Here is a 15,083-nt window from a genome sequence, read left to right as displayed (position 1 = left end):
TATTTTGGCGAGTATACGTTAATAAAAAGCGAACTATGTGCTGAAAAATGGCAGTTACTAGCATATAGTATGGCTATTCATTGCTTTTGAAAAATATAATATGTTAGTAAAAACCCCAAAACACCTTGACCGAATAGACAGGAATATCCTAGTTCAGTTACAAAAAAATGGACGGGTTTCTAATGTAGAACTGGCTAAGGAAGTGGGTCTGAGCCCCAGCCCTTGTCTTGAGCGGGTTAAGCGACTGGAAAGCCAAGGCTATATAAAAGGCTACCACGCCATTGTGGATCCCGAAAAACTTGGCGCCGCAATGTTGGTGTTTGTGGAGATAACATTAACGAAAACTTCCGTGGATATCTTTGCAGAATTTTCTGCTGCGGTAAAACTGCATGACGATATACAGGAATGCCACCTTGTCTCAGGCGACTTTGATTTTCTGTTAAAGGCAAGAGTGGCAGATATGTCTAGCTATCGAAAGCTATTAGGAGACACATTACTGCGCTTGCCGGGCGTCAGTGAGTCTAGAACCTATGTGGTTATGGAAGAAGTCAAAAGCACATCTTCTTTGCGCATTAATTTGAAGTAATGAAAGCATGGCTCAGAATGTTGCTTTTATGGTAGGCTGTGCAAAAATACAGTGCTTTAATACTCGCGCGCTTTCAATACCTTACAGAACCAATACATATCGGTTACAGAAGGTTTGAGGCGGTTACAGAGAATGGATTGCGGGAAACAAAAACGGGTTTCTTGTACTTATAGCGAATTACACAAATAGTAGTGGCAGATAATTTAAAGGTTTTATAAACGTTATGGCGCGATTAACAGGGGTTCAGCGAGTGTGGGAAGCAGGCATGATAGTCGCTTGCGTTTTCGCCTTTTTCTTATTGCTGGCACTAGCATCTTTTCATCCTGGCGATCCTGGATGGAGTCAAGCAGGGCTGCAGCTCGATGTACACAATTGGGTGGGAGCTACTGGCGCATGGGTTGCCGATTTATTGCTGTTTTCTTTCGGCTTCCTTGCCTATTTACTGCCTTTTGGTGCAGCGTTCTTAGGTTGGTTTCTTTTTCAGCATATTAAAGAGCTTGATGAATTTGACTACTTAACCATAGGTCTTCGCATTATTGGCGGTTTACTTATGGCACTGGGCGCAACAGGTATCGCGAGTATCAACTTTGACGATATCTATAACTTTTCTGCTGGGGGCTTTGTTGGAGACGTTATAAGCTCCGCGTTAGTTCCCTATTTTAATACCGCAGGTACAATCCTCCTTTTACTCTGTTTCTTTTGTACTGGGTTTACTTTGCTGACCGGCGTGAGCTGGCTTTCGATCATTGACAAAATAGGCGAGGGTGCTCTGTGGCTTACTAGAAAAACGATTGCCGCGCCCCAGCGGTTACTGTCTTTTGAGATGCCGCGCTTAGCGCTAACCAGCAATGTTAAGAGTAATACCGCTTCATCAGGTGAGCTTGATATTACAACCATGCGCGCTGAGCCTGCTTATGAATCTGACTCTGATTCTGGCTCCAATTCTGAGAAGGGGCAGGAGAGGGGAGCGCAACCATCTGCGCCTTCACACAATGCACACGATGATAGTGCGGCAAATCAGCGTCATTCCTCCTCTGAGAGAATGGAGCCGAGGTTTACGGTAGACACTGCTCGCCATACCAGCCAGTCAAATGAAGAGAGCGAACCGCCATTTTATTCTCACAGCGACGGTACAGAAGAGCCATCAGCGTATTCTCAAGATATCGAAAAAGAACCGAAAAAGTCCCCATTCTCTTTATCAGGCATGCGCGCGGCCGTTAAGGATAAAGTGGGGCTCGGTGAGTCTGGAAATTCAGCTACATCAAGCGTAAACGATGCTGAGAGTGAAGATGCCGTTTCAGATGTAAGCACAATAAAAGCTGAGCCAACCATCGGTGACTTTGACGAGTTTGATGAGTTTAACGCAGACATGCCTTACGCTAGCGATGAAGAAGACGCACCCAGCTCGCATAATCAACCACCTGTTGAGCCAGCATTGGCTCAGAAAACGGTAGATACCTCTGTACAACAACCGTTTTCGCCAGCGGCAGTGGGTGCTAAGCCTATTAAGCCAAGACAGGAAATTGATGAAAATATGGCACCTATGCCATCCTTTGATTTGCTAGAGCGAGCCGATAAACACGAAAACCCCCTTACCCAAGAAGAGATTGAGGGTATATCTCGTTTGGTTGAGGAAAAGTTAGCCGACTTTAATATTGAAGCCACAGTAGTGGGTGTTTATCCAGGGCCTGTTATTACGCGCTTTGAGCTTGATTTAGCGCCGGGAGTTAAGGTAAGTAAAATTACCGGTTTGTCGAAAGATTTGGCGCGAGCGATGTCTGCCATGTCGGTGCGCGTTGTTGAAGTTATCCCTGGTAAATCGGTTATTGGGTTAGAGCTGCCGAATAAGCAGCGAGAAATGGTTCGCTTGAGCGAAGTCATCAGTTGCGACACGTTTCAATCGAATAAATCGGCGCTTACCATGGTACTTGGCGCTGATATATCCGGTAAGCCAGTTATTGTAGATTTAGCAAAAATGCCTCATGTACTCGTTGCGGGTACGACAGGCTCGGGTAAATCGGTAGGTGTGAACGTGATGATTTTGAGCTTGCTGTATAAAAGCACGCCTGAAGACGTTCGCATGATCATGATAGATCCTAAAATGCTCGAACTATCGGTATATGAAGGTATTCCTCACTTACTGTCTGAAGTGGTTACCGATATGAAAGAGGCGGCAAATGCCCTTCGCTGGTGTGTGGGCGAAATGGAGCGCCGATATCGATTAATGAGTGCACTTGGTGTGAGGAACCTCAAAGGCTACAACGTCAAAGTTGAAGAGGCTAAAGCTAATGGAACGCCGATAAAAGATCCGCTCTGGAAAAATGAAGAGAGCATGGAAACCGAAGCGCCAGATTTAGATAAATTACCTGCCATTGTGGTTGTGGTAGACGAATTTGCTGACATGATGATGATTGTTGGTAAGAAAGTAGAGGAATTGATTGCCCGAATTGCACAAAAAGCGCGAGCCGCCGGCATACACCTTATTTTGGCCACGCAAAGACCGTCGGTAGATGTTATTACCGGATTAATCAAAGCAAACATCCCTACTCGTATCGCGTTTCAGGTATCAAGCAAAATAGATTCGCGCACCATATTAGACCAGCAGGGTGCTGAAACACTGCTTGGTATGGGTGATATGCTTTACCTACCGCCAGGAAGCCCGGTGCCTACGCGAGTACATGGTGCGTTTGTAGACGATCATGAAGTGCATGCAGTGGTTGCCGATTGGCAGAAACGTGGCGAACCCGAGTACATCGATGAAATTCTAAATGGTGAAGCGTCTGCTGAAGTACTGTTGCCGGGTGAACAACCTGAAGGTGAAGAGCAAGAGTTTGATGCATTCTACGATGATGCCGTCGCATTTGTTACTGAAACACGCCGTGCAAGTGTGTCTAGCGTGCAGCGCAAATTCAGAATTGGTTACAATCGAGCGGCGCGTTTAGTTGAACAAATGGAAGCCAGTGGGGTCGTAAGTGCACAGGGGCACAACGGAAATCGCGAAGTGATAGCGCCGCCCCCAATAAAGGAATAATGATATGAAGAACAAAGCAATGTACCTTGTACGCAGTGTGCTTTTGGTCGCTGCTGGCGCCACAAGTTTTGTGTTAAATGCCCAAATACAGGCCTCAGCCGAAGCGGCTCCTGAATCATTGGCCGCACCTGTATCAACGAGCGATATTGATACTAACGACACTTCGGCATTAAAAGCACTGCTTAGTGATATGCGTCAGTTTCGGGCTAACTTTGCCCAAACCGTTGTGGATGCCCAACAAAATGTAGTACACGAAGCACAGGGCGTACTTACGATGACCCGTCCTGACAAGCTACGTTGGGAAACCACTTTTCCAGATGAGACGCTACTGATAGCCGACGGCGAGGCCGTGTGGAATGTAGACACATTTGTAGAGCAGGTTACTGTGCTATCTCAGGCTAACGCCATTAAAGACAACCCTGTTATGTTACTCACCTCGAATGATGACAGCACGTGGTCGATGTTTTCAATTAGCCAGCTTGATAATGCGTTATCGAAGCTGTCAGGACAAAAAAACAAATTAGGGCAAAAAAACAGGTCAGGACAAGAAAACACGTCGAGTTTGCGAAGCTTTCAAATAACACCTAAGCAGCAGGGCGGACAAATATTAACGCTTACCCTTACGTTCAACAGCCACAACGAACTCGCAGCGTTAACTATGTTAGATGCTCAACAACAAATAAGCACACTGACCTTCAGTGATATAGAAACCACTTTCCCACTTGCTGCTGATACGTTTGAAGTTGAAGTGCCAGACAGTTTTATTATCGATGACCAACGTTAATCAGGCATTCGTCCCACTGGCCGCGCGGATGCGGCCCACAACCATTGAAGAATACAGCGGTCAATCTCACCTTTTAGGCCCTGACAAGCCCCTTCGTAAAATGCTAGAGGCGGGTCACTGTCATTCGATGATTTTGTGGGGGCCTCCTGGAACAGGAAAGACAACCCTAGCAGAGCTCATCGCCGAATACACTAATGCTACAGTGCTTCGTATTTCAGCGGTGACGTCTGGGGTAAAAGAGATTCGTGCGGCCATGGACAGCGCCCAAGATAACGCACGCTACAATCAGCGTACGCTGTTATTTGTTGATGAAGTGCATCGTTTTAATAAAAGTCAGCAGGACGCGTTTTTACCGTTCGTTGAATCCGGTGTTGTAACTTTTATCGGTGCAACCACACAAAACCCGTCTTTTGAGCTCAATAATGCGTTGTTATCAAGGGTAAGAGTTTACGTACTTAAGCCACTTGAAAATGACGCTTTAGCCGAGTTAGTAGAACGGGCCTTAGTCAATGAGCAAAAAGGGCTGGGTGAACGACATTTAACAATTTCAGCACCAGCAAAACAAGCTCTTATCGACTTAAGCAGTGGTGATGCCAGACGCCTTCTCACTTATTTAGAGCTATCTGCCGACTTTACCAGTAATGATGAAATTGCCATTGGTGACATTGAGCAAGCCGTTGGTCAAAAGGTGGCGAGCTACGATAATAAAGGCGATACGTTTTACGACCTTATTTCAGCTTTTCACAAATCGGTGAGAGGTTCAGACCCCGATGCAGCGCTATACTGGTATGCCCGTATTTTAGACGGTGGTGGCGATGCCCTTTACGTTGGCAGGCGTTTACTAGCCATCGCGTCAGAGGATATTGGCAATGCTGATCCGCGGGCCATGCAGCTTTGCATTAATGCTTGGGACACATTTCATCGCGTAGGCCCAGCTGAAGGCGAACGGGCTATTGCGCAGGCTACCGTTTATTGTGCATTGGCAGCAAAGAGCAATGCGGTTTACATGGCATTTAGTGCGGCAAAGGCATTAGCGAGAAAAACATCTGATGCGCCAGTGCCTATGCATTTACGTAACGCTCCCACATCGTTAATGAAAGATCTTGGACATGGCGATGGTTATCGCTACGCACATAATGAGCCAAATGCTTTTGCAGCAGGCGAGACTTATTTGCCAGAGAGTATTGTGGGAACGCGATTTTATGAGCCAAGCGAACGAGGCTTAGAAAAGGCACTTAAAGCGAAGCGAGATTTCTTAGACAGCTTAAATTCACAGAGTAAAAACAAACGGTAAAGGGGTATTAGCGTGTCATTTGGCGTATCACACAGCTTAACATTGTACTGTTTTATCGCCGCGGGTGGCGCGACAGGTGCATGTTTACGCTATTTTGTTACCACAACGGTAGATTCTTGGTTTGGAAAAAACATGCCGTTTGGTACACTAACGGTAAATGTAATCGGCTCATTTGCGCTGGCGCTTCTTTATGGCTTGATAGAGCGTCACGATTTGAGCGATTCGCCATACCGCGCACTACTAGGTGTGGGGTTACTAGGTGCATTTACAACATTCTCAACGTTTTCCATTGAAACGCTAACGTTGTTAGAAAATGGGCTGTGGCTAAAGGCCGTAGCTAACGTATTTCTTAATGTCGGCGCTTGCTTAATAGCAGGGTGGCTGGCAATTGAATTGATGAAAGGATAAGTAGGAACGCATGTTAGATCCAAAGTGTTTGCGAAGCGATATAGAACAAACTGCCGAACGTTTGGCTGCCCGTGGTTTTAAGCTTGATGTGGCAGCATTTAGTTCGCTTGAAGAAAAAAGAAAAACACTTCAATCCAGAACTCAGGATCTGCAGAACGAGCGAAACGTGCGCAGTAAGTCTATTGGCAAAGCGAAAGCACAGGGCGAAGACATTGCGCCTTTGTTAGCTGAAGTTGGTAAGCTCGGTGATGAGCTTGATTCAGCAAAAGCTGAATTAACTGCATTGTTAGATGAAATTACAGTGATGACTCAAGGCATACCTAATTTGCCTGACGAGTCTGTGCCGCAAGGTGAGAACGAAGATCACAATGTAGAGATATCACGCTGGGGCCAGCCAAGAACGTTTGATTTTGAAGTAAGTGACCATGTAGACGTGGGCGAGCGCTTAAACAATGGCCTCGATTTTTCTACGGCAAGTAAAATTACCGGCAGCCGCTTTGTTGTCATGCGTGGTGATGTTGCACGTTTAAATCGAGCGATTGCGCAGTTTATGCTAGACGTGCATACCGGTGAGCACGGCTATCAAGAAATGTATGTGCCTTACTTAGTAAACTCTGACAGCCTGTATGGCACAGGTCAACTTCCAAAGTTTGGTGAAGATTTGTTTCACACGCAGCCTGCAACTGAGGAAGGGCAAGGGCTATCCCTTATACCTACCGCAGAAGTGCCACTAACGAACATTGTGCGCGATGAGATAGTAGATGCCAAATCGCTACCAGTGAAAATGACTGCTCACACACCGTGTTTTCGTTCTGAGGCAGGCTCATACGGTCGCGATACGCGAGGCCTAATTCGCCAGCATCAATTCGACAAAGTGGAATTAGTGCAACTCGTTAAGCCTGAAGATAGCTTTGACGCGCTTGAAGCGCTGACTAGTCATGCCGAAGCGATTCTGCAAAAACTTGAATTACCTTACCGTAAAATGTTGCTGTGTACGGGCGATATGGGCTTTGGGGCTTGTAAAACTTACGATTTGGAAGTGTGGTTACCAGCCCAAAACACTTACAGAGAAATCTCTTCGTGTTCTAACATGTTAGATTTCCAAGCCCGTCGTATGCAGGCTCGCTTCCGTAACCCTGAAACCAACAAGCCTGAGTTGCTTCACACATTGAATGGTTCAGGTTTAGCAGTAGGGCGTACATTGGTTGCTATTTTAGAGAATAACCAGCAAGACGACGGCAGCGTAACGGTACCTAAAGCACTAGTCCCTTACATGGGCGGTGTTGAAGTACTTAAAGCTCAGTAAACCGAGAGGCTTTGCGTTACAAGTTGAACACTGTATGTAACTACTAGTGCTTGTTCAGTTTTTAAAGTTTGTATTAGAAAGTGTTGTATTAAAGGGTTTTTAATTAAACCACACAAAAAAGCCTGATGGTTTCTACCTCAGGCTTTTTTTGTAGTTGGTAGTTTAATCGGTTACGCGTAACGAAAATCTTAATTAAATACCAGCGAACTTGCTAGAAAATTGTAATTCGTATTTGAAGTCTAATCAGTGTGGAAAACATGGAGGCTATATGTGCGGTTTTATTCAACGAGAGACACTTTCCCCCGCGGTTTTGGAACTGCTTGAGGAGGTGGGATTAGGTGAAACTATTCCGCTTTTTAACGATGAGGCACAGCATAGCGATGTACTCAATTTTTATCCGGCATTTGGTAAAGCGGTAGATAAACGCATCACTAATCTGATTGTAGATAGTAAGCGCACTATAAACGCAACGTGGTGGTTTGACGCGAGCCCCGTTGGCGATACATTAGCGCTTGGTGATCGCACCACGTTTAATGCAAGAAATTTGGATAGCCCTTATTGGCACAAAGCAATAACTAAACGGCGTGGTATTGTTGTCGCTACTGCAGTGGGAGAGTCTAATCCTTCTGCTAACGGTAAATCACATTACTTAATGCGTCCTACCAGCGGCGCCATGCTGCTGGGGGTGGTCTATCGGATGTTTAGCAACGGATGCTTTTCATGTGCAGTGGTAACGCGGCCGCCAAGACCTGATTTCAGCCAGTATCACGAAAAATCCATTCCTTGTTTCTTACCCCACGATAAAGAAGTCATTCACGCTTGGCTTGGGAACGAGGAAAACGAAGCCGTCGATGAGCTATTGTCGAACCCCAAAATCTACTGCGACCTGGAAGTCACTAAAGTGAAAACCTTTAAAAGCGGCGAACCTTTAGCACCCACAACTATACTGCCAGCCTCCACACGCTAAACAGCCAAGACAGCAGCTAACGGGATAGCTGCTTTGTCTGTAACAAAGCTCTCTTCTATGATGTGGTGACAATATTCTCTAGTAAAATGCCAATGGCACAATTTGAGCACGACATATTAGAAAAGGGTATATTAGGGACGCGAAGATTAGGGGAAATCACTTTAGGGAAGATCTCTTTAGGGAAAACACTTTAGGAAAGGGCATATTATTGGAGGCGTTATAGGCAGCGCGCAGGCTTTGGTAGACCAGCTAGCTTTGTTGCTTGTTTGGCCGGGCCTTTTTTGAACAGACGCTGTAAATAGCGGCTATTTCCTTTTTCGGGGCCAAATTTATTTGCCATGGCTTTTACCAGTGCTCTAATAGCGGGGCTTGTTTCGTACTCTTCATAAAACTCGCGAACAAAACGAACGACTTCCCAGTGTGCATCGCTTAGCTCAATATTCTCTTCTTGGGCCAGTAAGGGCACCATTCCCTCATCCCACAACGTATAATCTAGCAGGTAACCCGCTTTGTCTGTTGGAATTTCATTTCCGTTGTAGGTAAAGCTAAAGGTATCTTGTGACATTCTTATCTCGTCCGTCTTTCTCTTGAGTCTTGCTCGTAGCGAATTCTCGTAAGGCTATTTCGAAGCAGCGTCGAATTGGTCACTTCAGTGCCGCAATTTCTCATAGGTAGGCCATATCACCTTTTTAAACCGCCAAATACGCTTCACCAAATACGCTTCACTAAATATTCTTCACCAACACGAGCCACACACTCTTTAACGCAAATCAATCTAACCCGTAAGCTCAGAGCGTAACCCATTGCTGATGACGACTCGCTAGCTCTGCAAATTCTCGGTAATTGATTATCGAAACATTGTTCACAACACACGCACCTCGAAGTGCTAAATCTGCTTTTACTGCGAAAAGCATAGTCTTGCTGGGGCTCGCTTCGGCTTTCTTCGACAACGCTTTACGCTTAGCTAATAGTGCCGCAATACTGGATTGTGCAAAAACGCCATCGCCAGAAAATATAATGATGGGCGGCGAGTCAGTGGCATGGTCTTTTTTAACATCGGTATTAGAAGCCGCCTCATTATCTGTATTTAAAACTGCATCTAAATTTGCATCGAAAACGGCATTAATTAGTGCTTTGTTGCTATCTGAAAGCTGTGTACTGGTAATATTGATAATCATTAAAAGGTTACCACATGATCAGCGCGTTGAATCAATGCCAGTCGCTGTGAAGCGCTTAGCAGTTGTCCTTCGAGTTCTTCTATTAATCCTGTATTTAAAAGCACGCTATCGATTGCAAAGGCGTCGACGCTATCTTTGCAGATGAAGCATTCTTCAATATCAAAAAAAGGCATAGAGGCTAAACGTTTGCTGTGGTTCTTTATCCCTTTTGTTGATTCTGTTTGAACAAGCTGTAATACCCCTTCACCTTCAAAAAGAACGTGAACCGTATGCCCATAATTTGTTGCTGCAAGCGCAAAGTCTAGCCCGTCTTGACTAAACGCGCTGCCATAAGGGCTCTGGGTAAATCGGATAAGTAAACTCGCCATTAAAATTGTACCAACCTAGTGCAATTATGTAATTCAGTAAAAAACTCGCCCAAGCCAGCCTGAATAAAAGGAGCGGTTAAATTTGCAGAGGCGATGCCGTTATTAATCGCTTCTTGTTCGCTTACAATACCGCGTTTTACCGCCGCGGTAATGCATACCAACAGTTTTACATTATGAGCTTCAGATAGCTTTTTCCACTCACCAAAACTAAAGCACTCACCACCAGCCTCAAGCATAAGGTTATTGGTATGATAAACTCCATCACCATAAAAAAAGACATTATCAATAGTGCTGCCACTATCAATCACGCCCCCAATAAACTGAAGAGCACGAAGTGTATTGTCCCCATGAAAGGGAGGTGAGGTAATTAAAACTGAATATTGCGCCATAAAAAGTGTTCCAAACAAAAACACCCCGATTAAGGGGTGTTTGTTTTACGTATTAAACGCTTGTTTAGTCGTCGCCGCCAAATGCACCTAGAAGGTGAAGTATCGCAGTGAACAAGTTATATATGTTCAGGTAAAGCGACACAGTAGCGCGAATATAGTTTGTTTCACCACCATGGATAATACGGCTAGTATCAAACAAAATAAAACCAGACATAATAAATACGATAGCTGCACTAATTGCTAGGCTTACCGCTGGCACTGCAAAGAAGATGTTCGCAATTGCAGCAACAAGCACTACCACTAAACCTACAACCAAAAAGCCACCCATAAATGAGAAGTCTTTCTTAGTCGTCAGTACATAACCTGATAGGGCGAAAAACACCAGTGCTGTCGCGCCTAATGCTTCCATTATCAGACCTGGCCCCGCCACGCCTAGATAAAAGTTTAATGTGTAGCCGAGGGACGCGCCCATTAAACCTGTAAATGCAAACACCCAAAAGATACCTGATGAAGAGTCTGCTTTTTTCTGAACGACAAATAAAGTAATAAATGCGCCTATGGTCATGCCTAATGACATCATAGGAGAAATTCCTACTGCCATTGCGACACCTGCACAAACTGCACTAAACGCTAGTGTCATCGCAAGCAGCATGTAGGTGTTGCGTAGAACCTTGTTCGTCTGCAATACCGATGGTTGAGATGCACTAGAATACATCGAACGTTGATCCATTGTTTCCTCCAATAGGACTATGATATGACCACAACTGGTACACTTGTAATTAGTGTATGTTGTATGGGTTTTAGTTCCCATTTTCAAGTAGTTTCAGATGAAAATGACGTTATGTGCTTATAAAAACACCCAAGGTACAGACTAAATACGTTATTTGTTTGATTTATCGGCACTTAAATAACTTTTTTAATTTTTCTCTTTACAGTGAAAAAAATATCATTAAGATACGCTCCACTTCTGGAGAGTTGGCAGAGCTCGGTTTAATGCACCTGACTTGAAATCAGACGTGGGGTCAAACCCACCGGGGGTTCGAATCCCTCACTCTCCGCCAGATTAGAAAAACCCGCACATTGTTGCGGGTTTTTTTATGCTAAAAGAAAATATACCTACAGATCGGCGTTGATTAGACTTTTGACTAAGACTACAGTCGCATTGTTACCCTCCTTAGACCTGTTTACCCTTGCGCTTCCTTTTAGCGACCCACAGGTGTTTTGTGTCTCAAGATAGCGCTTCATATAAAGAACTGCATAAGCCAAGTCACTCTTTTAAAACCCGAGATGATTATCTCAATCACGAATTACAAATACTGTCTGTGAAACGCTGGCGTCCGAATCTTCCTTTTAAAGATTACCGCATTGAGTGGGAAGACTTTATTCCAGGTATGGCAGCGACTATAGGTAAAATTGTTATGGTTGCGGCAGTGGTAGGGGCTTTTGCTGCACCGCTTGGTTTATCGCCGGAATTTGTCATAGAGAACGTTCGCTTTGAGCTACTTATCGCTGCCGTTTTGTTTGTGGTTCTGATTTCCGGTTTTTTAAATCCATCGGCTAACTTGGCCGGCACCCACGGACCTTTGTTACCTCTAGTGCCTTTAATGGTTGCATCGGGTGGCCACCCCATGGCGTTAGGGTTATTAATTGGCGTACTAGGCTTTTTATTGGGGATCACCAAAGGGGGAAGCCTGCTTGCAAGGCTAACCAGTAACGGTGTGTGCGGCGGTCTCTTACTGTATCTCGGCTTTATTGGTATTACTGGGCAGGTAAAAAAACTGTTTGAGTGGGCCGAAGGTTTCAATATGGGCTATTTAGCGTTTGTTGTATTAATTGCCACTATTGTAATGTTTGCATGGCTCGAGCACATCAAAAAGCGCTGGTTAGCCATCCCTCTTGGGGCCGTCATGGCCGCGGTGATTGCACTTGCTATGGGCGCGCCTTTTGAATTCACGACCTCGCCAGGTATGCCAAATTTAAACCCAGCCTATTGGTGGGGTGAGAATACCGGTTGGCAGCTAGGGCTACCCGATTGGTCTCATTTTGTTGCCGTATTACCTTTTGCTGTGTTGGCCGTGGCTATGTGGTCACCGGATTTTCTCGGTCAGCAAGTATTCCAAAAACTGAGCTATCCTAAAAATAGTGAAAATGCCTACATGAATATTGATGACACTATGATTGCGGCGTCTTCTCGTCAAGCAATAGGCTCAGCGCTTGGAGGTGGCAATATTGCCTCATCATGGGGAACCTATATTATTCCAGCGTCAATCGCCCGCAGACCCATACCCGGTGGCGCAATAATAACAGGCCTATTGTGCGTGATAGCCGCAATTTGGGGCTATCCCATGGACTTGGCAATTTGGCCTCCAGTGTTATGTGTCGCCCTTATTGTTGGCGTGTTTCTGCCTCTTATGGAGGCTGGCATGCAAATGACCCGAGAGGGCAAAACAACCCAATCTGCAGCGCTTGTTGTGATCAGTTCAGTGTTGGTGAACCCCGTATTTGGATGGTCGTTTACGATGCTGCTGGATAACCTGGGCATTGTAGGGTGTAAAGAGCGAGCGTTAGACCTTGGAAAGGCGGGTAGGTGGTTAATACCGGGCATCACCTTTATTGTGCTATGTACGGTAATGGCACTGATTGGCATGTTTCCTGGTGTGCCGGCCATCATGTCGTCTTTTCGTGTTTAGTTTATCTATCCCAATGGGGCGTATCGTCAAAAAATTCGCATAAAAAGTCGATAAACACCTTTAGCTTTGAGGAAACCAGCTTACGGTGAGGGTACACAGCATAAAGTGATATAGATTGTGGAACATAGTTTTCTAGTATGGATACCAGTTCGCCGCTTTGTAGCGCTTTAGATACAATAAATGTAGGTTGCAGTACATAACCCTCGCCGTGCTTTGCCACATCAGCAAGTACCTCTCCGTTGTTGGCTGTTAATCGTGGCGCGTGCTTTTGCGCATTTGTTCTCAACGCCTGTATGAGCTCCGATTTGTCGTTGTCGTAATTAACATGTGCGTATTCGAGATAATGCGCTGGGCGCAGTTCGCGTGGGTGCTTTGGAGTACCGTACTTCTTTAAGTATTGTGGTGATGCGCAAACAGCAAGCTTTATTGTCGTCACCTTTTTAGCGATCAGCGAAGAATTGCTGAGTACGCCTGCGCGCAGTGCTACATCTAATCCTTCCTCCACCACATCCACTTTTCTGTCGTTTAACTGCAGGTTGATAGACACGTCGGGATATTGGGTTTGAAATTGACCTATACAGTCTGATAAGTGAAGAGTGGAAAATGAGACCGGAGCGCTAATGCGCAGTGTTCCCTTTACTTGAGAATTCAACAGTCCAAGTTGGCCTTCCATATCATTGACACTTTCAAGAATATGATTAGCGTGCTGCAAGCATTGATAACCGGCCTCTGTTAAATGAATCTTTCGAGTGGTTCGGTTGAAAAGACGCGCGTCGAGATGCTTTTCAAGCTGATTGATATATTTGCTAACGAGTTGATTAGACATATCGAGTTTAGATGCAGCGTTAGTAAAGCTGCCTTCGTTCACTACCACAACAAACGTCTTCAACAGATCTATACGGTCCATAACCATAGCCTCTCAGTCATTTTTCAATAATTATTCACTCATTCTTCGTAAATAATATTGAAAACAAATTGTTGATAATAATTCAATAAATCCACCATTTATTCAATCATTGTTGTTAGTTATTATTCTTATCATCTTGAGAGTACAGCTTATATGACAGGCACTCATGACTTCATAAATTGTAAAAACTATTGGAGATTAAAAAATGAAAAATTCACTACTAAAAAGCGTATTTACAACTAACAACAGCATCGGCAACCTTGCATTGCGCCTACCAGTAGGCATTATTTTAGCTGCACATGGCAGTCAGAAGCTGTTCGGGGCATTTGGCGGATACGGATTAGAAGGTACAGGTCAGTGGATGGAGAGTATTGGCTTAGCGCCTGGCTTTTTAATGGCGCTATTAGCTGGAAGTGCTGAATTTTTTGGCGGAATAGCGTTAGTACTCGGTTTATTAACTAGACCTGCGGCAATGGTAAGCGCCTTCACCATGATTATTGCAATTGTGACTGTTCATGGCAGTAACGGTTTATTTATGAGTAACAACGGATACGAATTTGCACTATCGCTGCTGGCTATCACTGTAGCATTGGCCATACAGGGTGGGGGTAAGTATTCAATAGATAGCACAATAGTAAAAAAATTCGAGCTATCAGAAAATTAAGAATAGCTTTAGTCCATTATTAGTTGTCGCAATAACAAGTGCGAATTGCTTAATTTTTGTTATTACAAATCAAAATATAATCACATTGTTCACCAATTCGCCAGTTGGTTGATTTTATTGAAATAAGGGCTTTACAGGCCAGCCAAAATCATTATCATACGCAGCACTTGAGGAGAGTTGGCAGAGCTCGGTTTAATGCACCTGACTTGAAATCAGACGTGGGGTCAAACCCACCGGGGGTTCGAATCCCTCACTCTCCGCCATATTGAAAAAAACCCGCACAATGTGCGGGTTTTTTTTTGCCTGTAACAAACACTCATTACACTGACTCATTGGACTTTCTTTTCAAACTACGGCTTCTTAATTTCATTCACTTCAGTATGTCAGTGATACATCACCGTTTTCGCTATTTTTAGAGAAGAACTTTTGATCTCAACCATTGCATGTAGGGTATTTAAGGTTCATCCCATCATATAGCTCCGTTGTAAAACCAATACAGAAAAGTCTGATA

The 15,083-nt window shown here is 44.7% G+C and carries 15 protein-coding genes and 2 tRNA genes; 11 read left to right on the top strand and 6 right to left on the bottom strand.

Annotated features, from left to right (window positions below; all coding sequences use genetic code 11):
• The first annotated feature begins 100 nt into the window (after positions 1 to 100).
• The 7 genes from lrp to GTQ48_RS09080 all read left to right on the top strand — a co-directional run bounded on the left by lrp (position 101) and on the right by GTQ48_RS09080 (position 8,376).
• A complete protein-coding gene (gene lrp, locus GTQ48_RS09110) occupies positions 101 to 586 on the top strand; it encodes a leucine-responsive transcriptional regulator Lrp (RefSeq protein WP_032096289.1) in 486 nt (161 codons plus the stop codon).
• A 223-nt stretch (positions 587 to 809) separates the two neighbouring features.
• Positions 810 to 3,617: a DNA translocase FtsK gene (locus tag GTQ48_RS09105; RefSeq protein ID WP_163106395.1), complete on the top strand. Its 2,808-nt coding sequence runs from the start codon at positions 810 to 812 to the stop codon at positions 3,615 to 3,617.
• A 4-nt stretch (positions 3,618 to 3,621) separates the two neighbouring features.
• Positions 3,622 to 4,401 (top strand): outer membrane lipoprotein periplasmic chaperone LolA, encoded by a 780-nt coding sequence (gene lolA, locus GTQ48_RS09100; protein ID WP_239060052.1) that lies wholly within the window; start codon positions 3,622 to 3,624, stop codon positions 4,399 to 4,401.
• Entirely contained in the window at positions 4,388 to 5,695 is a 1,308-nt protein-coding gene (locus tag GTQ48_RS09095; RefSeq protein ID WP_163106394.1) for a replication-associated recombination protein A, read from the top strand. Before lolA ends, GTQ48_RS09095 begins: the two co-directional genes overlap by 14 nt.
• 12 nt (positions 5,696 to 5,707) lie before the next feature.
• Positions 5,708 to 6,103 carry a fluoride efflux transporter CrcB gene (crcB, locus tag GTQ48_RS09090; protein ID WP_032096285.1) on the top strand — a complete coding sequence of 132 codons (396 nt, stop codon included), beginning with the start codon at positions 5,708 to 5,710 and terminating at the stop codon, positions 6,101 to 6,103.
• A 10-nt stretch (positions 6,104 to 6,113) separates the two neighbouring features.
• Positions 6,114 to 7,409 carry a serine--tRNA ligase gene (gene serS, locus GTQ48_RS09085; RefSeq protein ID WP_163106393.1) on the top strand — a complete coding sequence of 432 codons (1,296 nt, stop codon included), beginning with the start codon at positions 6,114 to 6,116 and terminating at the stop codon, positions 7,407 to 7,409.
• Positions 7,410 to 7,677: 268 nt separating this feature from the next.
• Positions 7,678 to 8,376 (top strand): SOS response-associated peptidase family protein, encoded by a 699-nt coding sequence (locus GTQ48_RS09080; protein WP_163106392.1) that lies wholly within the window; start codon positions 7,678 to 7,680, stop codon positions 8,374 to 8,376.
• Between the two features lie 217 nt (positions 8,377 to 8,593).
• Here GTQ48_RS09080 and GTQ48_RS09075 read toward each other — a convergent pair whose 3' ends face one another.
• From GTQ48_RS09075 to GTQ48_RS09055, 5 genes are all read right to left on the bottom strand, one after another.
• Entirely contained in the window at positions 8,594 to 8,941 is a 348-nt protein-coding gene (locus tag GTQ48_RS09075; RefSeq protein WP_032096282.1) for a TusE/DsrC/DsvC family sulfur relay protein, read from the bottom strand.
• A 223-nt stretch (positions 8,942 to 9,164) separates the two neighbouring features.
• Positions 9,165 to 9,554 carry a DsrH/TusB family sulfur metabolism protein gene (locus GTQ48_RS09070; RefSeq protein ID WP_163106391.1) on the bottom strand — a complete coding sequence of 130 codons (390 nt, stop codon included), beginning with the start codon at positions 9,552 to 9,554 and terminating at the stop codon, positions 9,165 to 9,167.
• Entirely contained in the window at positions 9,554 to 9,922 is a 369-nt protein-coding gene (locus GTQ48_RS09065; protein ID WP_163106390.1) for a DsrE family protein, read from the bottom strand. The genes GTQ48_RS09070 and GTQ48_RS09065 overlap by 1 nt, the downstream gene beginning before the upstream one ends.
• Positions 9,922 to 10,311 carry a sulfurtransferase complex subunit TusD gene (gene tusD / locus GTQ48_RS09060; protein WP_163106389.1) on the bottom strand — a complete coding sequence of 130 codons (390 nt, stop codon included), beginning with the start codon at positions 10,309 to 10,311 and terminating at the stop codon, positions 9,922 to 9,924. Before tusD ends, GTQ48_RS09065 begins: the two co-directional genes overlap by 1 nt.
• A 64-nt stretch (positions 10,312 to 10,375) precedes the next feature.
• Positions 10,376 to 11,041, bottom strand: coding sequence for a Bax inhibitor-1/YccA family protein (locus GTQ48_RS09055; protein ID WP_163106388.1), 666 nt, complete (start codon positions 11,039 to 11,041; stop codon positions 10,376 to 10,378).
• A 239-nt stretch (positions 11,042 to 11,280) separates the two neighbouring features.
• On the opposite strand from GTQ48_RS09055, the gene GTQ48_RS09050 reads away from it, so the two are divergent.
• Positions 11,281 to 11,372: transfer RNA gene (locus GTQ48_RS09050), tRNA-Ser, on the top strand.
• Positions 11,373 to 11,534: 162 nt separating this feature from the next.
• Positions 11,535 to 13,001, top strand: a complete 1,467-nt coding sequence (locus tag GTQ48_RS09045) for a DUF3360 family protein (protein WP_163106387.1) — start codon at positions 11,535 to 11,537, stop codon at positions 12,999 to 13,001.
• A 1-nt stretch (position 13,002) separates the two neighbouring features.
• On the opposite strand, the gene GTQ48_RS09040 is transcribed toward GTQ48_RS09045, so the two are convergent.
• Positions 13,003 to 13,908 (bottom strand): LysR family transcriptional regulator, encoded by a 906-nt coding sequence (locus GTQ48_RS09040; protein ID WP_163106386.1) that lies wholly within the window; start codon positions 13,906 to 13,908, stop codon positions 13,003 to 13,005.
• Positions 13,909 to 14,113: 205 nt separating this feature from the next.
• Between GTQ48_RS09040 and GTQ48_RS09035 the strand changes: the two genes are divergently transcribed.
• Positions 14,114 to 14,572 carry a DoxX family protein gene (locus GTQ48_RS09035; protein ID WP_163106385.1) on the top strand — a complete coding sequence of 153 codons (459 nt, stop codon included), beginning with the start codon at positions 14,114 to 14,116 and terminating at the stop codon, positions 14,570 to 14,572.
• Between the two features lie 171 nt (positions 14,573 to 14,743).
• Positions 14,744 to 14,835, top strand: a tRNA-Ser gene (locus tag GTQ48_RS09030).
• The last annotated feature ends 248 nt before the right edge of the window (positions 14,836 to 15,083 follow it).

Origin of the sequence: Alteromonas genovensis, from assembly GCF_010500895.1 — a bacterium.
GTDB classification, from domain to species: domain Bacteria; phylum Pseudomonadota; class Gammaproteobacteria; order Enterobacterales; family Alteromonadaceae; genus Alteromonas; species Alteromonas genovensis.
This window is presented reverse-complemented; position numbering and strand designations above follow the sequence as displayed.